The sequence below is a fragment of the Pigmentiphaga sp. YJ18 genome (assembly GCF_038066655.1).
In the GTDB taxonomy this organism is placed as follows: domain Bacteria; phylum Pseudomonadota; class Gammaproteobacteria; order Burkholderiales; family Burkholderiaceae_B; genus Pigmentiphaga.
Genome location: NZ_JBBUKU010000004.1, coordinates 440,350 through 463,881 on the forward strand (window position 1 = coordinate 440,350; position 23,532 = coordinate 463,881).

23 protein-coding genes are annotated in these 23,532 nt (G+C 68.7%); 9 read left to right on the plus strand and 14 right to left on the minus strand.

What is annotated here, in order from left to right; genetic code table 11:
- The 5 genes from WKR98_RS24565 to WKR98_RS24585 all read right to left on the minus strand — a co-directional run bounded on the left by WKR98_RS24565 (position 1) and on the right by WKR98_RS24585 (position 6,225).
- Complete coding sequence (locus WKR98_RS24565; protein ID WP_124690167.1) at positions 1–1,590, minus strand: cytochrome ubiquinol oxidase subunit I; 1,590 nt, start codon at positions 1,588–1,590, stop codon at positions 1–3.
- Between the two features lie 16 nt (positions 1,591–1,606).
- Entirely contained in the window at positions 1,607–3,292 is a 1,686-nt protein-coding gene (locus tag WKR98_RS24570; protein WP_341434906.1) for an amino acid ABC transporter ATP-binding/permease protein, read from the minus strand.
- Positions 3,289–5,016: a thiol reductant ABC exporter subunit CydD gene (gene cydD, locus WKR98_RS24575; protein WP_341434953.1), complete on the minus strand. Its 1,728-nt coding sequence runs from the start codon at positions 5,014–5,016 to the stop codon at positions 3,289–3,291. Before cydD ends, WKR98_RS24570 begins: the two co-directional genes overlap by 4 nt.
- 147 nt (positions 5,017–5,163) lie before the next feature.
- Positions 5,164–5,475, minus strand: a complete 312-nt coding sequence (locus WKR98_RS24580; RefSeq protein ID WP_341434907.1) for a hypothetical protein — start codon at positions 5,473–5,475, stop codon at positions 5,164–5,166.
- 138 nt (positions 5,476–5,613) lie between these two features.
- Positions 5,614–6,225 (minus strand): NAD(P)-dependent oxidoreductase, encoded by a 612-nt coding sequence (locus tag WKR98_RS24585; protein WP_341434908.1) that lies wholly within the window; start codon positions 6,223–6,225, stop codon positions 5,614–5,616.
- A 298-nt stretch (positions 6,226–6,523) separates the two neighbouring features.
- Here WKR98_RS24585 and egtD point away from each other — a divergent pair, with 298 nt between their 5' ends.
- From egtD to WKR98_RS24600, 3 genes are read left to right on the plus strand one after another with little or no spacing between them, the layout of a single operon-like run.
- A complete protein-coding gene (gene egtD / locus WKR98_RS24590) occupies positions 6,524–7,543 on the plus strand; it encodes an L-histidine N(alpha)-methyltransferase (protein ID WP_341434909.1) in 1,020 nt (339 codons plus the stop codon).
- A complete protein-coding gene (gene egtB, locus WKR98_RS24595; protein ID WP_341434910.1) occupies positions 7,540–8,811 on the plus strand; it encodes an ergothioneine biosynthesis protein EgtB in 1,272 nt (423 codons plus the stop codon). The genes egtD and egtB overlap by 4 nt, the downstream gene beginning before the upstream one ends.
- 10 nt (positions 8,812–8,821) lie before the next feature.
- On the plus strand, positions 8,822–9,052 hold the full coding sequence (locus tag WKR98_RS24600; protein WP_124690161.1) for a hypothetical protein: 231 nt from the start codon (positions 8,822–8,824) through the stop codon (positions 9,050–9,052).
- A 15-nt stretch (positions 9,053–9,067) separates the two neighbouring features.
- On the opposite strand, the gene WKR98_RS24605 is transcribed toward WKR98_RS24600, so the two are convergent.
- The gene (locus WKR98_RS24605) at positions 9,068–11,026 is read right to left on the minus strand and encodes an AsmA family protein (RefSeq protein ID WP_341434911.1); all 1,959 of its coding nucleotides are present in this window, start codon (positions 11,024–11,026) and stop codon (positions 9,068–9,070) included.
- A gap of 50 nt (positions 11,027–11,076) precedes the next feature.
- Positions 11,077–12,519 (minus strand): RNA polymerase factor sigma-54, encoded by a 1,443-nt coding sequence (locus WKR98_RS24610; protein ID WP_255465707.1) that lies wholly within the window; start codon positions 12,517–12,519, stop codon positions 11,077–11,079.
- A gap of 218 nt (positions 12,520–12,737) precedes the next feature.
- On the opposite strand from WKR98_RS24610, the gene WKR98_RS24615 reads away from it, so the two are divergent.
- Entirely contained in the window at positions 12,738–14,132 is a 1,395-nt protein-coding gene (locus WKR98_RS24615; RefSeq protein ID WP_341434912.1) for a phospholipase D-like domain-containing protein, read from the plus strand.
- 8 nt (positions 14,133–14,140) lie between these two features.
- On the opposite strand, the gene WKR98_RS24620 is transcribed toward WKR98_RS24615, so the two are convergent.
- Positions 14,141–15,202, minus strand: a complete 1,062-nt coding sequence (locus WKR98_RS24620; protein WP_341434913.1) for a sigma-54 interaction domain-containing protein — start codon at positions 15,200–15,202, stop codon at positions 14,141–14,143.
- Between the two features lie 302 nt (positions 15,203–15,504).
- Here WKR98_RS24620 and WKR98_RS24625 point away from each other — a divergent pair, with 302 nt between their 5' ends.
- Genes WKR98_RS24625 through WKR98_RS24640 form a run of 4 tightly spaced genes read left to right on the plus strand, consistent with a single transcriptional unit; the run spans position 15,505 to position 18,141 of the window.
- The gene (locus WKR98_RS24625; protein ID WP_124690157.1) at positions 15,505–15,825 is read left to right on the plus strand and encodes a DUF883 family protein; all 321 of its coding nucleotides are present in this window, start codon (positions 15,505–15,507) and stop codon (positions 15,823–15,825) included.
- A 54-nt stretch (positions 15,826–15,879) separates the two neighbouring features.
- Positions 15,880–17,265: a sigma-54-dependent transcriptional regulator gene (locus tag WKR98_RS24630; protein ID WP_124690156.1), complete on the plus strand. Its 1,386-nt coding sequence runs from the start codon at positions 15,880–15,882 to the stop codon at positions 17,263–17,265.
- A gap of 30 nt (positions 17,266–17,295) precedes the next feature.
- Positions 17,296–17,469 carry a hypothetical protein gene (locus WKR98_RS24635; protein WP_161567855.1) on the plus strand — a complete coding sequence of 58 codons (174 nt, stop codon included), beginning with the start codon at positions 17,296–17,298 and terminating at the stop codon, positions 17,467–17,469.
- 54 nt (positions 17,470–17,523) lie between these two features.
- Positions 17,524–18,141: a hypothetical protein gene (locus tag WKR98_RS24640; protein WP_238160069.1), complete on the plus strand. Its 618-nt coding sequence runs from the start codon at positions 17,524–17,526 to the stop codon at positions 18,139–18,141.
- Between the two features lie 22 nt (positions 18,142–18,163).
- On the opposite strand, the gene WKR98_RS24645 is transcribed toward WKR98_RS24640, so the two are convergent.
- From WKR98_RS24645 to fdxA, 6 genes are all read right to left on the minus strand, one after another.
- Entirely contained in the window at positions 18,164–18,451 is a 288-nt protein-coding gene (locus WKR98_RS24645) for a MatE family transporter (RefSeq protein ID WP_124690155.1), read from the minus strand.
- A 99-nt stretch (positions 18,452–18,550) separates the two neighbouring features.
- On the minus strand, positions 18,551–19,189 hold the full coding sequence (gene nth, locus WKR98_RS24650) for an endonuclease III (RefSeq protein ID WP_124690154.1): 639 nt from the start codon (positions 19,187–19,189) through the stop codon (positions 18,551–18,553).
- A 41-nt stretch (positions 19,190–19,230) separates the two neighbouring features.
- The gene (rsxB, locus tag WKR98_RS24655) at positions 19,231–19,881 is read right to left on the minus strand and encodes an electron transport complex subunit RsxB (RefSeq protein WP_238160067.1); all 651 of its coding nucleotides are present in this window, start codon (positions 19,879–19,881) and stop codon (positions 19,231–19,233) included.
- A 13-nt stretch (positions 19,882–19,894) separates the two neighbouring features.
- Positions 19,895–21,148, minus strand: coding sequence for a polyhydroxyalkanoate depolymerase (locus WKR98_RS24660; protein WP_124690152.1), 1,254 nt, complete (start codon positions 21,146–21,148; stop codon positions 19,895–19,897).
- 96 nt (positions 21,149–21,244) lie between these two features.
- Positions 21,245–22,051 carry a ferredoxin--NADP reductase gene (locus tag WKR98_RS24665; RefSeq protein WP_124690151.1) on the minus strand — a complete coding sequence of 269 codons (807 nt, stop codon included), beginning with the start codon at positions 22,049–22,051 and terminating at the stop codon, positions 21,245–21,247.
- Between the two features lie 110 nt (positions 22,052–22,161).
- Positions 22,162–22,485, minus strand: coding sequence for a ferredoxin FdxA (fdxA, locus tag WKR98_RS24670; RefSeq protein WP_124690150.1), 324 nt, complete (start codon positions 22,483–22,485; stop codon positions 22,162–22,164).
- 193 nt (positions 22,486–22,678) lie between these two features.
- Here fdxA and panB point away from each other — a divergent pair, with 193 nt between their 5' ends.
- The gene (panB, locus tag WKR98_RS24675; protein WP_124690149.1) at positions 22,679–23,530 is read left to right on the plus strand and encodes a 3-methyl-2-oxobutanoate hydroxymethyltransferase; all 852 of its coding nucleotides are present in this window, start codon (positions 22,679–22,681) and stop codon (positions 23,528–23,530) included.
- The last annotated feature ends 2 nt before the right edge of the window (positions 23,531–23,532 follow it).

Here is a 23,532-nt window from a genome sequence, read left to right on the forward strand (position 1 = left end):
TTACTCCTGGGCGGTCAGACGTTGGGACAGGTGCGGGGCCACGAGCCGGACTTCCGGATCGGGGTCGGGCTCCACGCCCTTGCGGATGGCGCGCAGCATCAGGCCCATCTCGACGATGAACAGCACGGTGTAGAGCGCGGTGAAGCCCAGTATGGTCATCAGCACCGTTCCCGCGCCCAGGTCGGAGACGGCCGCGGCGGTAGGCAGCACGCCTTCGATCACCCAGGGCTGGCGGCCGAACTCGGCCACGATCCAGCCCATTTCGGCGGCGATCCAGGGCAGCGGGATGGCGAACACCGCGACCTTGAGCAGCCAGCGGTGCGCATCGAGCCGGCGGCGGGCCGACAGGATGAAGAACGTTGCCATCAGCAGGATGAAGAAGAAGCCCAGTCCGACCATGATGCGGAACGCCCAGAACAGCGGCAGGACCATGGGCACGGTGTCCCAGGCGGCCTGGTCGATCTGCTGGGGCGTGGCCTGGCGCGGGTCGTCCAGGTAGCGCTTGAGCAGCAGGGCGTAGCCGAGGTCGCTGCCATGCTGCTCGAAGGCGTCGCGGTCGGCCGGCGCGATGGCGGCGGAGCTGCCCGCCGCGCGGATGCGCTGCAAGGCGTCGAAAGCGATGATGCCGCTGCCTATGCGCTCGCGCGCGTGATCGACCAGCGTGGTGATGCCGGGAATCTCGGTGGTGAGCGAGCGCGTGCCGATCAGGCCCATGACGGCCGGGACGCGGACGGCGTAGTGGGTCTCGCGGGCCTGCTGGTCGGGAATGCCGACGATGGTGAAGGGCGCGGGCGCGGGTTCGGTTTCCCACATGCCTTCGATGGCGGCCAGCTTCATCTTCTGGTGCTCGGTCGACAGGTAGCCGCTTTCATCGCCCAGGACCACCACCGATAGCGCCGAGGCCAGGCCGAACGAAGCGGCCACCGTCATCGAGCGTTTGGCCACGTCGATGTGCCGGCCCTTCAGCAGGTACCAGGCCGACACGCCCAGTACGAACACCGACGCGGTCACGTAGCCGGCCGACACCGTGTGCACGAACTTGGCCTGCGCCACCGGGTTCGTCAGTACGGCGAAGAAGTCGGTGACTTCCATACGCATGGTTTCGGGGTTGAAGGCCGAGCCCACGGGGTTCTGCATCCAGCCGTTGGCGATCAGGATCCACAGCGCCGAGAAGTTCGAGCCCAGCGCCACGCACCAGGTCGCCACCAGGTGCCCGACGCGCGACAGCTTGTTCCAGCCGAAGAAGAACAGGCCGACGAAGGTCGCTTCCAGGAAGAAGGCCATCAGGCCTTCCAGGGCCAGCGGCGCGCCGAAGATGTCGCCTACGTAGTGGCTGTAATAGCTCCAGTTCATGCCGAACTGGAATTCCATCACCAGGCCGGTGGCCACGCCCAGCACGAAGTTGATGCCGAACAGCGTGCCCCAGAACTTGGTCATCTGGCGCCAGATCTTGCGCCCGGTCATGACGTAGACCGTCTCCATGATGGCGATGACGACCGACAGGCCCAGCGTGAGCGGGACGAAAAGGAAGTGGTAGAGCGCCGTCAGTGCGAACTGCAGGCGCGAGAGTGAAACGATGTCGAGGTCCATGGTGCCAGCTTCCTCCTCAGTCCGGGCGCAGGGTGTGAAGTCGATGATCGAAGGCGGGGGTGCCGCGGCGCAGGTCGGCGGCCACGGTGCCGTCGGCCAGCACGACGATGCGGTCCGCCAGGGCGGCTTCCCGCCGGATGTGGGTGGCGATGAGCAGGGTACGATCGCGCGCCTGCCCGGCCAGCCGGGCCACCACGTCGCGCGCGGTCGGCGCGTCCAGTCCTTCCGTGGGTTCGTCCAGCAGCCACAACTGCGTGGGGCGCAGGAACAGCCGTGCCAGCGCGAGCCTGCGGGCCTGTCCCGCCGACAGGCCCAGGCCGCCTTCGCCCAGGCGCGTGTCCAGGCCGGCGGGCAGGGCGGCGATGGCCTGGTCCAGGCCGGCGGCCTGCAGCGCGGCCCACAATGCGTCGTCGCCGGCGTCGGGTCGGGCCAGGCGCAGGTTGTCGCGCACGCTGTCCTGGAACAGCTCGGTACGTTGCGTCAGCAGGCAGGAGGCGGGGGCCTGGACTCGTCCGGTGGAGGGCAGCCGCTCGCCCGCCACCAGGGCCAGCAGCGTCGACTTGCCGGCGCCGCTGGGGCCGATCACGGCCACGCGTTCGCCGGGCCGGATCGTCAGGGTGATGTTTTCCAGGGCCACGTTGGCGGGCACGCCGGGCCGGCTGTCGTGGCGCAGGCTGGCATGTTCGACCAGGATGTCGCCGGAGGCGGCGCGGACCGGGGCCGTTGCCGGCGCGTCCAGCCGAGGCGCCAGGCGGCGGATGGCCAGCAGGGTGCGGCCCAGCTCCAGCGTCCCCCGCCGCAGCGGCGTCAACGGTTCGGCGCTTGCCAGCACGAGCAGCAGGGCCAGCGCCGCCACGGGGGCGCCGATGGCCGAACCGGCGACCAGCAGGACGCAGGCCGCGAGCGTGGCGGCCAGGGCCGCGGTGCCCGCCACGGCCTGAAGGAAACCGCCTTGTGCGTCGGCGCGGTTGATGGTGTCGTCGGCGGAGGCCAGCCGGTGCTCGGTCCGGGCCAGCATCCGGCATTGCGCCGTCAGGCGGCCGGCCATGGCGAGTTCGGTCTGGCCGGAGACGAGGTCGATGGCCTGCGCGCGCAGGGCTTCGATCGCATGGGCGCGGCGACAGGCGGCGCGGCGGCTGCGGCGCGCGGTCCAGGCCAGGATGCCGGCGCCCGTGGCCAGCAGCCAGCCGGCCATGGCCACGCCCAGCGGCAGGCTGACCACGCCCAGCATGACGCCGACCAGGGCGATCGCGGCACAGGCGGCGCCGGCCGGCACCAGCAGGCGCAGGTATAGGGCGTCCAGCGCGTCGGCGTCGGCGGTCAGGCGGAACAGCAGCCGGGCCGGCCGCGCGAGCAGCCTGCGCGCGGCCTCGGGCCGGGCCCAGCCCGCGAACAGGCGCGGACGCAGCGCGGCGATGACCGCGAGCGCCGCGTCGTGGGTGACGACCCGCTCGCCGTAGCGGGCCGCGGTGCGGACCAGGGCCAGCAGCCGTATGCCGGCGCCGGGGGTGAACACGTCGAAGGCGAGGGCGGTGCCGGCGGCCAGTCCGGCCAGCGCGGTGGCGGTGATGAACCAGCCGGACAGGCCCAGCAGCCCCATGCCGGCGCAAACCGTCAGCGCGGCCAGCGCGACGCCGCCCCACAACAGGCTACGCCGATCGGCGAAGAACAGCCGCAGCACGGCATGGATGGAGGCCTTCATGAGGCGGCTCCCAGGGCGGCCAATCCGGCCATTTCCGTGCCGGCCGGCGCAAGGCGCGGCGCGGCCAGGTCGATCACGCGGTCCATGCGCGCGGCCAGCTCGGGGTCGTGCGTGGCGACGATCAGGGTCCTGCCCGCGGACTCGGCCAGCAGCCGGCGGGTCAGTTCCCGGGCCGTGGCGGCGTCCAGGTGGGCGGTGGGTTCGTCGGCCAGCCACAAGTCGCTGCCGGGCGCGGCGGCCGCCCTGGCCATCGCCAGGCGCAGGCATTCGCCGCCCGACAGGCCGATGCCGGATTCGCCCAGCGGGCGACCGGCTTCGCGCCCCGCCAACTGCCCCAGCGTCGCAGCCTCCAGGGCGCGGCCCACGGCCTGGACGCTGACGTCCGGGCGGCCCAGGGCGACGTTGGCGCCCAGCGTGCCGGCGAAGACATGCGGCTTCTGCCCGATCCAGGCCATGCGTGCCCGCAGTCGCGGCGCGCTCTGGTCATCCAGCGCCACGCCGTCGATGACGACGGCCCCGGACTGGGCGGGCACGAGGCCGGCGATCAGCGCCAGCAGCGTCGACTTGCCCGCCCCGCTCGGCCCCATGATGGCCACTCGTTCGCCGGGTGCCACGCGCAGGTCCAGGCCGTCGATGACCGACGGCGCCGCATCGGCGTGGGCGAAGCGCAGTTGAACGAGTTCGACGGCGGGGGGCGGACGGTGCGCGGGTCCGTTGCCGGACGGCGGGAAGGGCGCGGCGCCGCCCACCAGCTTCGACGGCGCAGAGGAAAGCGCGCGCAGCGCCTCCAGCGCCGCCCGGCCCGCGGCCCGGTCATGCCAGGCCGTGGAAAGATCGCGCAGCGGCTCGAAGAAGCTTGGGGCCAGCAGCAGGACGAAGAGGCCCTGGCCGAGAGCGAGCGGACTGCCCCAGGTGCCGAAGGGCAAGGTGCCCAGCAGGTGGAATCCTACGTAGACCGCGACCATGGCGACCCCGATGGCGGAAAACAATTCCAGCACCGCCGAGGACAGGAAGGCGATGCGCAGTACCGCCATGGTACGCGTACGCAGCGTTTGTGCAACGTATGCCAGCCGTCCGGTGGTGGCGTCGACGGCATCCAGCGCCCGCAGCGTGGCCAGGCCTCGCAGGCGATCCAGCAGGAAGGCGTTCAGCGTGCCCATCTCGGCCAGATGGGCCTGGCTGGCGCGCTGGGCGCGCCAGCCCACCAGCGCCATGAACACCGGGATCAGCGGGGCCGAGGCCAGCAGGACCAGCGCCGCGACCCACGACAGCGGCGCGACGGCCGCAAGGATGGCCAGCGGCACGACCAGGATCTTCAACTGGATGGCGGGGTAGCGGGCCAGATAGGGCAGCGCGGCATCGGCCTGTTCGGCCAGCACGCTGGCCGCGTGGCCGGCGGCGGGGCGCCGCTTGTCCAGCGGAGAGCCGTTCGCCAGCGCATCGACCGCGGTGGCGCGCAGTGTCGACAGGCGGCGCCGCGCGACCTGGAAGCTCAGGCGCGCCCCCCACGCATCGCAGCCCGCGCGCAGGACGCCGGCAAGCAGGAAACAGGCGGCGGCGATCAGGCCCGCGGCCACGTCGCCCGGATCCGCCGCCATGCGCTGCACCGCCGAGGCCAGGATGCCGGCCTGGACCAGCCACGTCAGCGATCCGGCCAGTTGCAGCCAGTCGCCGGGGGAAGGGCGGAGCGCGTCGCCGGAGCGCGCGCGGGCGGGGCGGGACAGGGGCGTACTCCCGTTGTACGTTGGGCTGCCCCTAAGGTATCAGTGCTCGGTAGGACGTGACAATGATCTGCCTCAACTCGCGACATTCGGTCGCGCCCCCCGGCGGCCGGCGGCAAAAGGAAACGGCCCCGTGCAAGGGGCCGTCGTTCAGTCGCGGTAGCCGTGGCGCCGATAGTGGCGTTCTTCCCGATAGCGCCGTTCACGCTCCCAGCGCCGCTCCTGTTCCCATCGGCGCTCGCGCCAGTACGGGTCATAAGGCACGTAGCCGACCGGCCCCGGGACCACCATGACGGGAGGAGGCGGCATATAGACCGGAGCGGGAGCCATGTACACCGGAGGCGGACCATAGACGATACCGGGTATGCCGATGCCTATGGATACGCTCACGCGGGCCTGGGCCGTCGCACTGAGGGCCAACAGGGCCGCGCCCACCAGCCCTGCCATTGCCAGCCGTTTCATACAGATTCTCCGAGACTGCGATGCCCCCACTGTATGGGCGATTCCCGGCCGGCGGTTTGTGCGGGCTGTTGCAATCGTCGCCACATGTAACGCCCCCGGGGCGGGCATCGCGCTTCGCGTTGTTCGCCCGCGACGCGATCAGTAGCCCACGGTGAAGCGCCGGCCCGTGTGCGCGGGCTTTTCCACTTCGTCCAGCATCGCGATGGCGAAGTCTTCCATGGAAATCCAGCTGCGGCCGTCCGCGGCGGTCAGCAGCGCATCGCCGCCCAGGCGGAACGTGCCCGTGCGCTCGCCGGGCACGAACAGCGCCGACGGCGACAGGAAGGTCCAATCCAGGTCCTTTTCCGCTCGCAGGGCGTCCAGCCAGTCACGGCCGGCCAATGCCTCGGTCTTGTATTCGGCCGGGAACGCCGGCGTATCCACCAGCGCGGCGCCCGGGGCCACTTCCAGGCTGCCGGCGCCGCCCACCACCAGCAGCCGCGGAACGCCGGCCTGCCTGACGGGGCCGAGGACGCTGGCAAGGGGCGAGGTGGCGAAGCGGACGCTGCTGACGACCGCGTCCTGGCCGCGCAGGGCCGAGGCCAGTTTCGCGCCGTCGGCCAGGTCGATGTCCAGCGTGTCCAGTCCGGGGTCCGCGGCCAGCCTGGAGGCATGGCGTGCAATGGCGGTGACATGGTGGCCGCGGGCCAGGGCTTCGTTGACGAGGCGGCTGCCGACGTTGCCGGTGGCGCCGATGATGGCGAGATTCATGGAAGCTCCTTGACGATGAGAGAGAGGGGGCGGAGGCGATCCGCCGCGACCGTTACAAGCTTAGAGGCTGGCCCATGAGGGAAAAACTGGGGTGGCCGCCATAGTTTGTTTCGGTTTACGGTCGAATACCGCCCCTTTTTGCAGCGTCGTAGGCAAGGGTTACATCCCATTCCTGTCCCCCGGGAAGCGACAAGCGTATAGATAGGGGCCATGTCCGGCGGCCAGGGCAGGCATCGCGCTTGCTACGGCCGGGGGAAGGACACTCTGCCGCTGTCCCAAGGAGCCCATATTGACAACCATGCTTCGAGGTCCCGCGCACAGGATGGCCGGGAACGACACCGCTTTTTCGATGGAAGGCGCGCCGTCCCCCGGGCGGCGCGCCGAGACCGCGCCGCTCGACAATCGCGCGGCGGAACTGGCCGCGGGGCTGCTGGCTGAACAGGCCCGCATCGATCCGAAATTCCTTTACGACGCGCAAGGGTGCGTGCTGTTCAACGCCATCTGCGAACTCGAGGAGTACTACCCGACGCGCACCGAGCGGGCGATCTTCGAGGCCCATCGCGCGGCCATTGCCGGTGCTCTGCCGCGCCGCCTCCAATGGGTGGACCTGGGCTGCGGGGATTGCGCGAAGTCGCGTGCCTGGCTCGCCCACGTGGACGCCTGCCGGTACCTGGGCGTGGACATTGCCGCCGACTGCCTGCGGCACGAGGTGGCGGCGCTGGGCCGCAAATTCCCGCAGGTCGCCTGCGTGGCGGTGGAGGCGGATTTCTCGGGGGATCTGGACCTGCGCCGGCACCTGGCCGACACCCAGGAGCAGCCGCCGGTATTCTTCTACCCCGGATCGTCCATCGGCAATTTCGACCCCGAGCGGGCCGTCGCGCTGATGGCCTCGATCTGCCGGCAGGCCGGCCCGCGAGGCAGCCTGTTGATCAGCGCCGACCTGCGCAAGGACAGGCGCGTGATGCAGCGCGCCTATGCCGACGATCTGGGGGTGACGGCGGCATTCAACCGGAACGTGCTGCGCGTGTGCAACCGGGTGCTGGGCAGCGACTTCCAGCCCGCCGAATTCGACCATGAATCGCGTTTCGACGACGGCCATGGCCGCATCGAAATGCGGTTGCGGGCCAGGCAGCGGCAGCGCGTGCGCTGGGGATCGTCGGAGCGGATCTTCGAGGCCGGCGAGGACATCGTGACCGAGCATTCGTACAAGTACACGCCGGCGCAGTTCGATGCGATGCTGGCGCAGGCGGGGTTCTCGGTGCGCAACATGTGGACCGACCCGCGTTCGTGGTTCGGCGTTTTCCTGGCGCAGCGATGAACGCGCGCGACGATGTGTTCGTTCCCGAACTGCTGGCCCGCCGCGTGGCGGGGGTGCGCGAGGCCACGCTGGCGTTGCTGGACGGGCTGACGCCCGAGGACTGCATGCTGCAGTCCATGCCCGAGGCCAGTCCGGCCAAGTGGCACGTCGGCCACGTGGCGTGGTTCTTCGAGACCTTCGTGCTCGAGCCGTGGCAGCCGGATTTCCGGCCCTTCGATCCCGCCTTCCGCGAACTGTTCAACTCCTACTACGTGGGCGTGGGCGAGCGCCATCCGCGCGGGCAGCGGGGGTTGCTCTCGCGTCCTTCGCTGGACCGGGTCATGGCCTACCAGCAGTCGGTGCTGGAGCGCCTGCTCGAATGGATGGACGATGCCGCGCCGCCCCAGGCGCTGGCGCTGGTCGAGCTCGGCCTGCATCACGAGCAGCAGCATCAGGAGCTGATCGCGACCGACCTGAAGCACCACTTTTGGCACAACCCCCTGTTGCCCGGATGGCGGCCGGCTCCGGCCGAAGCGACCGCGGTGGATCCAGGACCGGCGGCGTTCCAGCGCTACGACGCGGGATTGGTGGACCTGGGGCATGCGGGCGACGGTTTTGCCTTTGACAACGAAGCGCCCCGGCACCGCGCGTGGGTGGAGGCGTTCGAGCTGGCGCGGCGTCCGGTCTCGAATGCGGAATACCTGGCCTTCATCGAGGACGGCGGCTATGGCCGGCCGGACCTGTGGCTGTCCGACGGCTGGGACGCGCGCGTGCGGGGCGGCTGGGACATGCCGCTGTACTGGATGCGGGACGACGGCCGGTGGACGTGCCACACGGCGGCCGGCCCGCGCCCGGTGGATCCGGCCGAACCCGTCTGCCACCTGAGCTACTACGAGGCCGACGCCTATGCGCGCTGGGCGGGTGCCCGGCTGCCGACGGAGCAGGAGTGGGAGCGGGCTGCGACGCAGGCAATGGCCGAGGGCTCCACCCTGCTGGCCGAAGGAGACTTCGCCGAGTCGGGGCTGCTGCATCCGAGGCGCCTGCGCGCCGAGGCGACGGATTTCCTGGGCGGGGTGTGGGAATGGACGCAGAGCGCCTACCTGCCGTATCCGGGCTTTCGTCCGGCTGCCGGCGCGGTGGGGGAATACAACGGCAAGTTCATGATCAACCAGATGGTGCTGCGGGGCGGGTCCTGCGCCACGCCGCGCAGCCACATCCGTGCCACGTACCGCAATTTCTTCGTGCCGGGCTCGCGCTGGCAGTATGCCGGCCTGAGACTGGCGCGCTGAGGAGCCTCGCATGAAGGAACCCGAGAAGCGGCGGCCGGAGCGCACCCGTACCCAGGACGACAAGGGACAGGGCGAGCCGCGGCTGCCTCATGAGCACGACGAATCGCACGACAGCCAGGAAAGCGCGCCACGCAAGGTGATCGAGCAGGCCTACGAGGATGTGCAGTCGGGCCAGGAAGACACCGATCTTCGTTCCAGCGGCGGCCGGCGCATCCCCGGCGTGCCGCGCAACGAAGACTGAGCCGCGCGGCCGCGTTCAGCGGGCCTTGCCCTTGTTGCCCTTGGGGGCGGGCGTGTCGGCGTTGCGGCGCGCCTCGCGCAGGTTCGACAGCAGGCCCTGGCAGTCGGCATCGGTGCCCGGGCCGGTCTCGATCAGCGGGATCAGCGCCGCCAGGGGATTGATGAAGGCCAGCGCGATGGAGGCGCCGGCCCGCGCGAACAGCGAAGCCTTGTCGATCTTGAAGTCGGGCGCCCCGAAAGTGCCGACGATATCGATGGGCGAGCGCGCCACGAGGATGCTCTTGTCCTTGGGACGGGGCTCGAAGCGCAGGGCCAGGCGCTCGTTGCGCAGGTCTATGGTGCCGTGGCCGTCGACGCGGGTGTCGTCGGTGTCGATGACCAGGGCCTGCGAGGTGGCGATGCCGTCCTTGACCGCGAAGGTGGCGACCGCGCAGCGCAGCCGTGTTTCCTTGTCTCCGCCGATCAGGAAGCCCAGCGCCTGGGTGGCGTCCAGGCCGATGGCCTCGACCAGCAGGTTCGAGATCTCGCCGCCCGTCACGGCCATGCCCACCGTGCCGTCGGCACGCCCCAGCATGGCCCGTATCGAGTTGCCCGCCGTCTTGAGCTTCAGGTCGGCGCCCAGCGTGCCCTCGCTTTTCTGCATCAGTTTCACGTCGGGGAACAGCCGGTTCAGGCGCGCCCGCTGCACGCCGATGCGGGCGTCGGTGCGTATCACCGGCTGGCGCGCGTCCAGCGTGATGTCCGAGCGCAGTTCGCCGCCCGCGTAGCCGAAGTTCAGCGGCACCAGCTTGAGCACGCCGTCCTGCAGGATGAGGTGGGCGGAGAAGTCGTCGAAGGCCCAGGGACCGCGCACGCGCACGTCGCCCGCGTCCAGCGTGACGTCGGCATTGATGGCGTTGAGCCGCTCCAGCCTGAACTCGGCGTCGGGCAGGATGCGGCGGTCGGCCGCCGGCTGCGGCGCGGCCTGCGCCTTCTGCGCGGGGGCATCGTCGCGCACGCCGATCAGGGGGCCGAGATCCTTCATGTCCAGCACGCGGCTCTTGAGCTTGGCGCGCAGCATGGGCTTGTCGCGGCGCATCTCGTAGCTGGCGTCGCCGGAAATGTCGGTCGAGCCTATCCTGCCGTCCATGCCCGTCAGGTCGAAGTTCATGCCGTCGCGTTTCAAGCGGCCCTTGATGCGGTAGGGTGGGGTGGTGGGCAGGGGCAGGTTGATGTACGGATACAGCGTGGACAGGGTCGGCCCGGCGATGTCCAGCGCCACGTCCACGGTGGCATCGCCGAACGGATCGCCCACCTGGCCCTCGGCCCGGACGTGGGTGGGGCCGCCCTTGGCGTCGATGAAGAAGGGAAAGGGCGTGCCCGAATCGCGCAGTGTCAGGATGCCGCCGGTACGCGCCACGCCGCCGAACGCGGCGTCATGGTAGTGGCCGCCGAATTCCAGCTTCATGCCATAGGCCGGTCCCGAAGCGGGCGCCTCGATGCTGTCGGCCTGCAGGTGCGCGTCGGCCTTCAGCACGCGGTCGTCGTAGTTCACCTTCACGCGGTTCAAGGACAGCGCGCGTACCACCACGTCGGGGGGCGGTCCGCCATCGTCCTGTCTGGCCAGGGTCCAGTTGTTGGCGCCCGACGCATCGCGGGCCAGATGGGCCTGGGCGCCGTCCACCGACAGCAGGTCCAGCACGACGGCGCGCCGCAGCAGGGGCAGCAGCCGGACCCGGACCTCGATGGATTCGGCTTGCAGCATGCGCTCGGGCTTGGTGTCGGGAATGTTGTCCAGGGCCAGCCCGTGCAGCCGGATGCGGGTGACGGGCCGCAGCCGCATGCGGAAGTCCTCGAGCACCACCTGCCGTCCGAGCTTTTCGGTGGCCAGCCGTTCCACCGGTCCCCGCAGGAAGCGCCAGTCGGTCAGCAGCGCGGCGGCAACCAGGAGGATGATGAGTCCAAGGACGGCGGCAAGGATTCTTTTTGTTCGCATCGGCAGATTTCGCGGAAAGAGGCACGCTCCCATCCCCGCGTTTTAATGGCTCAGGGCTGTTTGCGCAATTCCGCAGGTGGCAGTTTCATCAGGTCGCGGTATTTGGTGACGGTGCGCCGAGCCACCACCACGCCCTGTTCCGCCAGCATCCTGGTCAGCGAGACGTCGGACAGGGGATCGCGGCGGTTCTCGGCGGCGATCATGTCGCGGATCAGGGCGCGCACCGCCGCGGCCGAACAGCGGCCGCCCGTTTCGGTGGCCAGTTCGCGCGAGAAGAAGTGCTTGAACTCGAACACGCCGCGCGGCGTGGCCATGTACTTGTTGTTCGTGGCGCGCGAGACCGTGGACTCGTGCAGGTCCAGTTCCTCGGCCACCTTGCGCAGCACCAGCGGCTTGAGCGCGATCTCGCCGTAGTCGAAGAAGGTGCGCTGGTGCGCGACGATGGCCTCGGCCACCCGCTGGATGGTGGTGAAGCGCTGTTCGACGTTGCGTATCAGCCAGCGCGCCTCCTGCAACTCTTGCGCCAGCGGAGCCCGGTCGTCGCAGCGCGCCTTGCGGAACAGGTTGGCGTAGGCCTGGTGCAGGCGGGCCTTGGGCATGACTGCCGGGTTGGTGGAGATCACCCACTTGTTCCGGATCTTGCGCACGATCACGTCGGGCACGATGTGGTCGGTGCCTTCTTCCGAGAAGGCGAATCCGGGCCGCGGCGTCAGGCTGCGTATGAGCCGGCAGGCCACCGCCAGTTCCTCGTCGTTGCAGCCCAGCCGGCGGCGCAGTTCCGCCGTCTCGCGGCGCGCCATCAGGTCCAGGTACTGGTCGGCGATCGCCATCGCCAGCGCGCGCCCCGGCGTGGCCTCGCGCTGGGCCGCCAGTTGCAGGCGCAGGCATTCTCCCAGGCTGCGGGCCGCGAGTCCCGGCGTGTCCAGGTGCTGGACCAGGGTCAGCGCGACCATCCACTCGTCGTGGGACGGCGCGGGCTGCACGGACAGCGTGTCGGCCAGTTCGTCGAAGTCCTGGCGCAGGTAGCCGTCCTCGTCCAGCGCCTCGATGATGATCTCGGCCAGCAGCCGGTCGCGGTCTCCCAGCCGGTAGCCGCACAACTGCTGGTGAAGGTGGTCGTGCAGCCCCATGGAGCTGTGCGTCCATTGTCCGATGTCGGGCCGCTCCTCGCCGTCGTCGTCGCGGGTCCGGCTACCGGCGTAGCTGCCGCCGTAGGGCTCCGGGTCGAAGGCGGGGGGAGGGGGCTCGGGGGCGTCGTCGGCTTCAGCCTGGCCGGTGGCATTGCGATCCACCGGAAGGACCGATTCGCTGGCCTGCGCCGCGGCCGAGGCGTCCTGGTCGTCTTCCTCCAGGAAGGGGTTGTTCGCGATGGCTTGCTGCAGCTCCTGTGTGAACTCGAGCGCGGACATCTGCAACAGCTTGACGGACTGCTGGAGCCTGGGCGTCAAGGACAGTTGCTGCCGCACACGCATGTCGTAAGTAGCTTGAACCAATGCCGTCTCCCATGCTTGGCCGGACCATGGCCGTTGAATGTCGCAATCCCCTTACTTGCAAGCTTCGTGCCAATGCGAAGCCGTAGGCATGATGCGCAGGACAGTGGAAAATAGCGTGCAGCTCTTGCCGCTTCGGTAAGTTTTACCGGTGCAAAGGCCGGCTGGACAGGGGTTAAGTTCGACGGAACGGGTCTGTCTCGTAACAGAATGAGAAAAACATGCGAAGCTTCCTGCGCGTTCTTCTGTACGGCCTGTGCGCGGTGGTGCTGTGCCACTGCGCCAGCCCGCTTCCCGATCCGGCCAGCGGCACCGAGCCCCGGCGCAAGGTCCGCATCTCCAGCGAAACCGGCCTGCTGACCTACCGCGAAAGCCGCCGCATCATCCAGCAACTGGACGCCCGGGGCCAGGCGGGCGATTTCCTGGCGCGGCACCTGCAGGTCGAGGAGGCGGTGACCGATGCGCCGCTGGTCGTCGGCAACGAGGTGCGGCTCTTCGGCGACGGTCCCAGCACCTATCGCGCGATGGAGGAAGCCATCGGCGCCGCGCGCCGCTTCATCCATCTGGAAAGCTACATCTTCGAGGACGACCGGATCGGCAATCTCGTGGCCGAAATGCTGATCGCCAAGCGCGCGCAGGGCGTCGCCGTGGCCGTCATGGTCGACGACATCGGCACCTTGTCCGTTCCGCCCGATCTCTTCGATCGCATGCGGCAGGCCGGCGTGCAGGTGGTCTTCTTCAATCCCGTCAATCCGCTCAAGAGCCGGGGCAACTGGTCCCTCAACGAGCGCAGCCATCGCAAGATCCTGGTGGTGGACGGCGAGATCGCCTTCATCGGCGGGATCAATCTGAGCGACGTCTACGCGTCACGGCCGGTGGCCGGATCGTCGGCCCGGGCCCACGAGGCCGAGGGCCGGCAGGACGCGCCCTGGCGGGACACGCACATCAGCATCCGCGGCCCCGCGGTGCCCGACGTCGAGCGCGTGTTCCTGGAGGGCTGGCGCAGCCAGGGCGGGCCGCCGCTGGGCGATATCGACTTCCTGCCGCAGCAACCCCGGCGGGGGCCGCATGTGGTGCGCATCCTGGTCAACCGCCCGGGTTCGGCGGACAACCACGCCATCTACCTGACGCTGCTGTCCGCCATCAACAGTTCGCAGCGGTCGGTGCACATCACCATGGCCTACTTCGTGCCCGATCCGGGTTTCATCGCGGCCCTGGGCGATGCCGCCCGCCGCGGCGTCGACGTGACGCTGCTGCTGCCGGGGTTCAGCGATTTCTCGATCGTGCTGCATGCCGGCCGTTCCCACTACGAGGAACTGCTCGAAGCCGGCGTGAAGATCTACGAACGCAAGGACGTGCTGCTGCACGCCAAGACGGCCGTGGTGGACGGTGTCTGGTCCACGGCGGGCTCCAGCAACCTCGATTGGCGCAGCTTCACCCTGAACCACGAGATCAACGCCGTGATCCTGGGCGCCGACTTCGGCACCCAGATGGAGGCCCTGTTCGAACGCGACAGGCAGGCGTCCGTACCGGTGGTGCTCGAACAATGGAAGAAGCGGCCGCTGACGGCCAGGTTCAAGGAGTTCATGTCGCGCCTGCTGGAGCGCTGGCTGTAGCGGCGGTCCTAGGCGTCGCCGCCGCCGTGCTTGTAGGTGTCCAGCCGGTTATAGAGCGTCTTGAGGCTGATGCCCAGCGTGCTGGCGGTCTGCCGCTTGTCTCCGCCGTAATGCGCCAGTGTTGCGAGTATGAGTTCCCGCTGGGCGTCCGGCAGCGGGATGCCCACCGCCAGTTCCAGGCTGCCCTCGCGCCGGACCACCTTGCGGTTGCGCGGGGCGGGCTCGGGATTCTGCACCTCGACCTCGTCGTCGGCCAGGATGAACGCCCGATGCACGGCGTTCTTCAGTTCCCGTACGTTGCCCGGCCAGTGGTACTGGCGCAGGCCGTCCAGGGTGGCCCGGGCGAAGCGCTTGCGGGTCTTCTCGGTCGCGTTGAGCTGGTCCAGGAAACGCTGCGCCAGCAGATCGATGTCGGCGGGCCGTTCGCGCAGCGGCGGTACCCGCAGCGGGAACACCGCCAGGCGGTACAGCAGGTCTTCCCGGAAGCGTCCTTCCTGGACCGCCACCTGGGGATCGCGGTTGGTCGCGGCGATGACCCGGACGTCGGTGGAGAGCTGTTCGGTTCCCCCGACCCGGTGGAAGGTGGAGGTCTCGAGCACGCGCAGCAGCTTGATCTGCATCTCCGGGGCCATTTCCGTGATCTCGTCCAGGAAAATGGTGCCGCCGGCGGCGCGTTCGAAATACCCCACGTGCTGCTGGATGGCGCCGGTGAAGCTGCCTTTCTCGTGTCCGAACAGTTCTCCCTCGATCAGCGTCGCGGGGATGGCGCCGCAGTTGACCGGGATGAAGGGGCCGCCGTGGCGCGGGCTCTTCTCGTGCAGGGTGCGCGCGACCAGCTCCTTGCCGGTGCCGCTTTCGCCCACGATCAGCACCGTCAGCGCGGTGGGGGCCACCTTCTCGATCTGCTGGTACAGCTCCCGCATGGGCACGGCGCTGCCATACAGCAGCCCGTAGTGCTGGGGCGGGGGAGCCGGGCGAACGGGTTCGGCCGCGAGCGGCGCCGAGTGGCCGCCGGCCGTGTCGGGCACATCGCTTTCCAGTATCGGTACCAAGCCTTCCTCAGGGCGCATTGCCTGTTCCTTCCGCATGAATCTCCAGGGTGTGCCAAGGGCGGGAGTGCCCAAGGCAGGGCGGACGCCTCATTCTAAGCAGGGAGCCCCGCATGCCGGAAGCCGGTCGCGGGGGGGATGGTAACGGGCTGTGGCAAGCCCCGCGCGCGGGTCAGGGGAATTTACAAGATTTCATGTAATTCTTACCTATTGCTTGCACTTGGGCCGGGAACGGAGGCAGTCTATACAAGGAGTAAGCAATGTTGCGACGGCCGGCCATTTTCTTCGTAATTGCTTATTCACCACCTTGACGAGGAGCCACTATGGGCAAGCATCGGGTTGCGGGACTGCGTGACGTGGAAGGCGCCATCGGCCAGGTCCGGAGCCTGGTCGAGGACGCCGAGGCGCTCCTGCGGAACACGGCCGGCCAGGCGGGCCACGAACTGGACACGGCGCGGGCGCGGCTGCGCGACCAGCTGGATCGCGCCCAGGACCTGTACCACGACGTGCGCCGCGGCGCCGCCGAGTCCTACCGGCAGGCGTCGGCCCAGACCGATGCCTACGTGCACGACAATCCCTGGCGGGCGGTGGGCATCGCCATCGCGGTGGGCGTGGTCATCGGCCTGCTAGCGCCCAGGCGCTAGCCGCCGCCTTCGTCCGGCCATTCCGATCATCATCGCATCGAGGAGCCACACTGCATGCCGCATGTCCTGATCGTGGACGACGAACCGAACACCCGGGCGGCCCTGGCGGAAATCGTCGGCGCCGAGGGGCTTACCACCGCCGTTGCGGGCGACCTCCGGGAAGCCCGCATTCAGATCGTGCGCCAGAGTCCGGACGTCGTGCTGACCGACCTGAAGCTGCCGGATGGCAGCGGCATGGATCTGTTCAAGGAGCTGGATCCGTCCATTCCGGTCGAGGTCATCCTGATCACCGGCCACGCCAGCGTGGAGAGCGCGGTGGACGCCTTGCGCCTGGGCGCGGCCGACTATCTCATCAAGCCGATCAACATGCAGCGGCTCAAGGCCATCCTTGACCGCATCCCGCGGGCGGGTGACCTGAAGGCCGAAATCGGCTCGCTGCGCGGCGAGCTGCGCCGCTTCGGCCGCTTCGGCCGCATGCTGGGCGGCTCGCCCTCCATGCAGGACCTGTACGACCAGATCGGCAAGGTCGCGCCCACCGAGGCAACCGTGCTCTTGATCGGTGAAAGCGGCACCGGCAAGGAACTGGCGGCGCAGACGCTGCACGACCTGAGCCTGAGGCGCAAGCGGCCCTTCCTGGCGGTGAACTGCGGCGCCATTTCGCCGAACCTGATCGAAAGCGAGATGTTCGGGCACGAGCGCGGCAGCTTTACCGGCGCCGAACGCCAGCACAAGGGCTATTTCGAGCGTTCGCACGGCGGCACGCTGTTCCTGGACGAGATCACCGAGATGCCGATCGAACTCCAGGTGAAGCTGCTGCGGGTGCTCGAGACCGGGTTGTTCATGCGGGTCGGCACCAACCAGGAAACCGAGTGCGACGTCCGCATCATCGCCGCCACCAACCGCAATCCGCAGGAGGCGGTGGCCGAGGGCAAGCTGCGCGAGGATCTCTACCACCGCCTGAACGTCTTTCCCATCCATCTGCCGCCGCTGCGGGAACGGGCCAAGGACGTCGAACTCCTGGCCCAGAGCTTCCTGGACCTCTTGAACGAGACCCACAAGTCGGCCAAGGTTTTCTCGCCCGCCATGCTGGCCGACATGGCGTTGCATGCCTGGCCCGGCAACGTGCGGGAACTGAAGAACTATGTGCACCGCGCCTACATCATGACCGATGGCGGCCTGATCGACACGGTGGCGGCCCCCATCCAGCTGGCGCCCGCCGGCAAGGCGGAAAGCGAACCCATCGTCACCATTCAGGTGGGTACGTCGCTTGCTGAGGCCGACAGGCGGCTGATCTTCGCCACCCTGCAGCACTGCGGGGGCGTCAAGAAGCACGCGGCCGAAGTGTTGGGCATCAGCCTGAAGACGCTCTACAACCGGCTGGAGGATTACGCCGCAGACGACGCCCGCGAGGCGGACATGCAGGACGTGCCGGTTTCCTGAGCGCGCCTGCTGCTACGGAGATCACTGACCATGTCCCGGTTGTACGCGCACTCGGTTCCCCCCGATCCCCCTGTCAAGGATCCGCCGCCGGTGGGCGATCCGCCCAACCAGCCGGTGGGGGATCCGCCGGTTCCGCCGGCCCAGCAGCCCGATCCCATCGACCCCGAACTGCCGCCGCCGCCTCCCACGCCGCCGGGCGAATGAGGCGCGGCACGATACGTGCTGGCGATACCTCGTCCGTGATTCGAGGAGATTGCCGTGTCGCTCATCGTCGCTGCCCGTTTCGACTCCTTTCCCGAGGCCGAGGAAGCCGGCCGCAAGCTGTTCGCCGCCGGTTTCGCCCAGGAGGACGTCTCCATCTTCTTCGTCAATCCCGCCGGCCAGCACGACCGCTATCCCCTGGGCGGCGACCAGGCCGCCGACCCCGGGTCGCGCAAGACCAAGCACGGCGCGATAGCCGGCGCTGCCTTGCTGGGCCTGGTGGGAGCCGTGATCGGTTCCATCGTCTGGTTGTATGCGGCCGGATCCGTGCTGGCCCTGATCATCGCGGTGGGCGTCGGCGCCTACATCGGTTCGCTGGGGGGCGCGCTGGTCGCCACCCGCAGCGCGACGCGCGCCTATCGGGCCGGCCACAGCACGGGAATGCGCCGTGCCGGCGTGCTGACCGCTGTCCATGTCACCGTCGCGACCGAGGCCGCCGCCGCCCAGGTGCTCAGGGGGTGCGGCGGCAAGGACGTGGAAAAGGCCGAGGGCCGGTGGCGCGAGGGCGACTGGGTGGATTTCGATCCCGTGGCCCCGCCCGTCCTGAGCGACAAGGTACAGGCCAGGCCGTCGGACGCCATGGACGGGCGGGAGTCCCGCGCCATGCAGCACTGAACGGCCCGGGCACCCGGCCGATTCAGCGGGGGCGGGTTGCGTCGTCCTCGTCGTCGCCCGGGTGCGAGCGGGCCAGGCGTTCCTCGTCCACGACTTCGTCCGGCAGGACGTCGGCCCCCGTGCGTTCTTCCTCGTCGGGGTCGACCGAAAGCCGCTCTCCCGTCTTGCTCGAGTCGGTGCCGGCCTCGTCGTCGGGCAGGCCGGCCAGGTCGCTGCCGGAATCCGAGGTGTCGCTGGGGCCGAGCTTGCCGCTCTTGCCGCTGTCTTCAGGCAGGCTTTCGCCCGTGCCTAGCAAGGTACTGTTGGACATGGCGTGCTCCTTTTCACAAGCCTGGCAAGGGAATTGTCGCGCCGCGCGACCTTCCCGCTCAAGCCTGCACCACGCAAACCGCGTACCCGGCGGCCGGCCCTAGGCGGCAGGCGTCTTGTCCTTGTATTCGCACAGGTCGGCGATGCCGCATTGCGGGCACTTGGGCTTGCGCGCCACGCAGATGTAGCGTCCATGCAGGATCAGCCAGTGGTGGGCGTCCAGCAGGAACTCCTTGGGCACGAATTTGAGCAGCTTGTCCTCGACCTGGCGGACGGTCTTGCCCGGCGCGATGCCGGTACGGTTGGCGACGCGGAAGATATGCGTGTCGACCGCCATGGCCACTTGCCGGAATGCGGTATTGAGCACCACGTTGGCGGTCTTGCGGCCCACGCCCGGCAGCGCTTCCAGGGCCTCGCGGTCGGCGGGCACCTCGCCGCCATACTGCTCGAGCAGGATGCGACAGGTAGCGATCGCATTCTTGGCCTTGGTCTTGTACAGGCCGATGGTGCGTATGTACTGGCTGAGGCCTTCCTCGCCCAGGGCCAGCAGCCCCTCGGGCGTGCCGTGCTCGGGAAAGAAGCGGCGCGTGGCCAGGTTGACCGACTTGTCGGTGGCCTGCGCCGACAGCAGCACGGCGATCAGCAGCTGGAAGGTCGACCCGTATTCGAGTTCGGTTCGGGGGGAGGGATTGGCGGCGCGCAGGCGCTCGAAGATCGCTAGTCGTTTGGCGGCGTTCATGCGGACACGGCTCGGGCCGTTGTTGTGATGACGGGACGGGGTCAGTGCGCGCGCCGGGAGCGGGCCCGGGCGAGGGCGGCCTCTAGTATGGCACGCTTGCGTTCGGCGGCTTCGTCGGTGCCCGCGGCCGTGGCGGCGGCCGACAGGGCCGGGGAAGCCTGCTCCCGCATGGCCGACCGCGCGCGCAGGCGTTCCTGGTCCTCGCGGCTTTCGCGGGCCAGGCGCGTGGCGCGCCGCTGATGGCGCAAGCGGGCCGCGGAGGCATCGTCGTCGGTCCAGGCGCGCGCTGGCAGGGCGGGCTCCATGGTGATGCAATCGACGGGACAGGGGGCCACGCACAGATCGCAGCCCGTGCACAGGGCCGTCAGCACGGTGTGCATGGCCTTGTTGGCGCCCACGATGGCATCCACGGGGCAGGCCTGGATGCAAAGCGTGCAGCCTATGCAATGCTGCTCGTCGATACGCGCCACGTGCAGGGGGACATGCTGGCCGCGCGTCTCGTCCAGGGGCAGGATGGGCCTGCCCAGCACCGCGGCCAGCCGGGCGATGCCGAGGTCGCCGCCGGGCGGGCAGCGGTTGATCGGCACGTCGCCTTCGACCAGCGCCCGGGCATAGGGCCGGCAGCCGTCATAGCCGCATTTGGTGCACTGGGTCTGCGGCAGTTGCGCATCGACGAGGTCGATCCGGTTCACGGCTGGCGCCCGGTCAAGCCGCGTCCTGGTGCTGGCGAATGAACTCGGCGATCTGGGGACAGATGACTTCGCGCCAGCGCCGGCCCGAGAAAATACCGTAGTGTCCGCAGCGCGGGGCGGTGAAATGGCGCTTGCGGTCCGCCGGGATGCCGCTGCACAGGTCCTGCGCGGCCTCGGTCTGGCCGGAGCCCGAGATGTCGTCCAGCTCGCCTTCGATCGTGAACAGCGCCACCGAGCGGATGTCCGAAGGCTTGACCAGTTGGCCGTTTACCTTCCAGACGCCGCGCGGCAGCTCGAAGTCCTGGAATACCGTGCGTATGGTGTCCAGGTAGTATTCGGCGGGCATGTCCAGGACGGCGTTGTATTCGTCGTAGAAGCGGCGGTGCGCTTCGGCGTCGTCATCGTCGCCGCGCACCAGGTCCAGGTAGAAGTCGTAGTGCGACTTCAGGTGGCGGTCGGGGTTCATGCTGACGAAGCCGGCGTGCTGCAGGAAGCCGGGATAGACCTTGCGGCCCGAGCCGGGGAAGCGCGGCGGCACGCGGTGGATCAGGGTGTTCTCGAACCAGGAATAGGACTTGGTCTTGGCGAGATTGTTGACCTGCGTGGGCGATTTGCGCGGGTCGATGGGGCCGCCCATCATGATCATGCTGCGCGGCAGCTTGGGATCGTTGTCCGAGGCCATCAGCGAGACCGCGGCCAGCACCGGCACCGTGGGCTGGCACACCGAGATCACGTGGACCTCCGGACCCAGCTGGCGGATGAAGTCGCGGATGTAGCCGACGTAGTCGGCCAGGTGGAAGGGGCCGGCCGACTGCGGCACCATGCGGGCATCGATCCAGTCGGTGACGTAGACGTCGTGCTCGGGCAGCAGCGCGCGCACGGTGTCGCGCAGCAGCGTGGCGTGGTGGCCGGACAGCGGCGCCACCAGCAGCACGGTGGGATCGGGCTTGCGCCGGGCCGCGGCCTTGCGTGGCGACATCGGGGTGCGCACGAAATGCACCAGGTTACAGAAGGGCCGGGCGGCCGCGATCTGTTCCGTGACGGTGGCCTCGGCGCCATCGAGTGTGGTGGTGGGCAGGTCCCAGGCCGGTTTCTCGTAGTCCTTGCCCAGCCGGTACAGCAGCTCGTAGCCGGCCGCCAGCCGCCGCGACAGCGGGGTGTAGGCAAGCGGGCTATAGGGATTCGAGAACAACTGCGCCGAGGCGTCGGCGAAGTGGGCAAAAGGCGTCAACAGGGCGCGCTGCCATTCATGTAATTGATACAGCATCCTTGCTCCAGACCACGGGTGGGCAATCGATTCACCAGTAAACCGATTATATTGCATTGCACAATCGGTGTATCGCGCCGGCCGCGCAACTCGGTGTCACCAATAGTTTTCCACGGCCAGATTGCCTGGTTTACCCCGGCGGGAGGCCCCAAAACCGCGCTCCGCCAGCAATTTGCGCAAATCAGACACCATTTCGGGGTTGCCGCACAACATGATGCGCGAACGCGACGGATCCAGCGTGACGCCGGCCCGGCGCTCCAGCTCGCCGCTGGCGATCAGCGTCGTGATGCGGGCGTCCAGGGCGCCCTCGACCCGCTCGCGCGTGACCGAGGGCAGGTAGATCAGCTTGCCCGGCTGTTCCCGGCAGAATTCGCCGAAGACCTCGTGGTCGCGCAAGCCCTCTATGGTGTCCCGGTAGACCAGTTCCTCGGCCGTGCGCACACTGTGGACGACGATCAGGTGATCGTAGGTTTCCCAGACGTCCAGGTCCTGCAGGACGGAGACGAACGGGGCCAGGCCGGTGCCCGAGGCCAGCATCCACAGGTCCTTGCCGCTGGGAAAGGCGGCCGTGGTCAGGAAGCCGAAATTGGTCTTGTCGACGTACAGCTTGTCGCCTTCGCGCAGGTGCTCGAGCGCGCTGGTGAACTCGCCGTCGGGCACGACGATGGAGAAGAACTCCAGGAAATCGTCATAGGGCGCCGACACGATCGAATACGCCCGCCACACGATGCGGCGCCCCGATCCGTCTTCGGCATCCGGGTCCGGCCGCTCGACGCCCAGACGCGCGAACTGCCCCGGCACGAACCGGAAGCCGGGCGACCGCGTCGTGCGGAACGAGAAAAGCTTGTGCGGCACCCAGGTCTTGACCCAGGTAACCGTCTCGACGGTGTACTTATCCGACATCAATCCATTAATTCCGGGCGGCGGGTTGCCCCAGGGCACAGCGGATCCGGCTCCGCCGGTCCGCCAGTGCCGCCCCCTGGGGGGCGCGCGTCAGCGCGTAGGGGGGGACTCTACCTCTCTAGGAGATCCAGCTTGCCTTCCTTGTCCTTCCACTCGTCGGCGTCGGGCAGGGGCGGCTTGGTGCGCGTGATGCTGGGCCAGCTTTGCGACAGGTCGGCGTTGATCTGGACGAAATGCATCTGGTTGGCGGGAACGTCTTCCTCGGCCAGGATGGCATTGGCCGGGCATTCGGGGATACAGACGGCGCAGTCGATGCACTCGTCAGGGTCGATCACCAGGAAGTTCGGGCCTTCGCGAAAGCAGTCGACCGGGCAGACATCCACGCAATCGGTGTATTTGCACTTGATGCAGTTCTCGGTGACGACGTGAGTCATAGGCGGCTCCAGGACGATGCTGGATAAAAGTTTCAGGTCAGCCCATGATTTTACCGGACTCGCGCGGTTCGGCAGGCCATTCCCCTTGGAGGGCCATGGGAGTGTGGCGTGGGAAGGGGGCCTTGGGCGGGGATGAGTCCTCTCCTGTGCTATTTTCCTTGGTTACACAACAGGCATCACTGGAGACCGTACGATGCGATCCACCCTGAACGTCCTGCGCAAGAAGCTTGCCGCGGGGCGGAAGATTTCCATGCTGACGTGCTATGACGCCGGTTTCGCCAAGGTCATGGAGGATGCCGAGGTCGATTGCATCCTGGTGGGCGACACGCTGGGCATGCTCGTGCAGGGCAGGGATTCGACGCTGCCGGTGCTGTTGCAGGACATCGCCTACCACGTCTCCTGCGTGGCGCGCGGCACTCGCCGCCCCTTCCTGTTGGCCGACATGCCCTTCGGGACTTACCAGGAAAGCCCCCAGCAGGCCCTGCGCAACGCCGTGACGCTGATGCAGGCGGGCGCGCAGATGGTCAAGATCGAGGGCGGGGCCGAGCTGGCGCCCACCATCGAACTCCTGACCCGCAGCGGCATTCCCGTCTGCGGCCACATCGGCCTCCTGCCGTCCCACGTGCACGCGCTGGGCGGCTATCGCGTGCAGGGCAAGGAAGACGCCGAGGCGCGCCGCATCGTGGCCGACGCCCGGGCGGTCGAGGCGGCCGGCGCCGCCATGATGGTGATCGAGGCCGTTCCCGATCCCGTCGCCCGCCAGGTGTGCGAAGCGGTGCAACTGATCACCATCGGCATCGGCGCCTCGGTGGCGTGCTCGGGCCAGGTGCTGGTCCTGCACGACATGCTCGGGCTGACGGCCACGCCCGCCAAGTTCGTTAAGAACTACATGGTCGGGGCGCCCGCAGGAGGCGATGCGGTCCTGCAGGCCTTCCGGCGCTATGCCCAGGAAGTCGAGACCGGCGCCTTTCCCGGCGCGGAGCACGTCTACGGCATGACCGCCGGCAACATCGGCACTCCCTACGGCAACCAGAGCGGTTCGTAGCC

Bases quoted from the DNA above. Each gene is read 5' to 3' on its own strand.
- WKR98_RS24565 (WP_124690167.1), bottom strand. From the start codon at position 1,590: ATGGACCTCGACATCGTTTCACTCTCGCGCCTGCAGTTCGCACTGACG.
- WKR98_RS24570 (WP_341434906.1), bottom strand. From the start codon at position 3,292: ATGAAGGCCTCCATCCATGCCGTGCTGCGGCTGTTCTTCGCCGATCGG.
- WKR98_RS24580 (WP_341434907.1), bottom strand. From the start codon at position 5,475: ATGAAACGGCTGGCAATGGCAGGGCTGGTGGGCGCGGCCCTGTTGGCC.
- WKR98_RS24585 (WP_341434908.1), bottom strand. From the start codon at position 6,225: ATGAATCTCGCCATCATCGGCGCCACCGGCAACGTCGGCAGCCGCCTC.
- egtD (WP_341434909.1), top strand. From the start codon at position 6,524: ATGCTTCGAGGTCCCGCGCACAGGATGGCCGGGAACGACACCGCTTTT.
- egtB (WP_341434910.1), top strand. From the start codon at position 7,540: ATGAACGCGCGCGACGATGTGTTCGTTCCCGAACTGCTGGCCCGCCGC.
- WKR98_RS24600 (WP_124690161.1), top strand. From the start codon at position 8,822: ATGAAGGAACCCGAGAAGCGGCGGCCGGAGCGCACCCGTACCCAGGAC.
- WKR98_RS24605 (WP_341434911.1), bottom strand. From the start codon at position 11,026: ATGCGAACAAAAAGAATCCTTGCCGCCGTCCTTGGACTCATCATCCTC.
- WKR98_RS24615 (WP_341434912.1), top strand. From the start codon at position 12,738: ATGCGAAGCTTCCTGCGCGTTCTTCTGTACGGCCTGTGCGCGGTGGTG.
- WKR98_RS24620 (WP_341434913.1), bottom strand. From the start codon at position 15,202: ATGCGCCCTGAGGAAGGCTTGGTACCGATACTGGAAAGCGATGTGCCC.
- WKR98_RS24625 (WP_124690157.1), top strand. From the start codon at position 15,505: ATGGGCAAGCATCGGGTTGCGGGACTGCGTGACGTGGAAGGCGCCATC.
- WKR98_RS24630 (WP_124690156.1), top strand. From the start codon at position 15,880: ATGCCGCATGTCCTGATCGTGGACGACGAACCGAACACCCGGGCGGCC.
- WKR98_RS24635 (WP_161567855.1), top strand. From the start codon at position 17,296: ATGTCCCGGTTGTACGCGCACTCGGTTCCCCCCGATCCCCCTGTCAAG.
- WKR98_RS24645 (WP_124690155.1), bottom strand. From the start codon at position 18,451: ATGTCCAACAGTACCTTGCTAGGCACGGGCGAAAGCCTGCCTGAAGAC.
- nth (WP_124690154.1), bottom strand. From the start codon at position 19,189: ATGAACGCCGCCAAACGACTAGCGATCTTCGAGCGCCTGCGCGCCGCC.
- WKR98_RS24660 (WP_124690152.1), bottom strand. From the start codon at position 21,148: ATGCTGTATCAATTACATGAATGGCAGCGCGCCCTGTTGACGCCTTTT.
- WKR98_RS24665 (WP_124690151.1), bottom strand. From the start codon at position 22,051: ATGTCGGATAAGTACACCGTCGAGACGGTTACCTGGGTCAAGACCTGG.
- fdxA (WP_124690150.1), bottom strand. From the start codon at position 22,485: ATGACTCACGTCGTCACCGAGAACTGCATCAAGTGCAAATACACCGAT.
- panB (WP_124690149.1), top strand. From the start codon at position 22,679: ATGCGATCCACCCTGAACGTCCTGCGCAAGAAGCTTGCCGCGGGGCGG.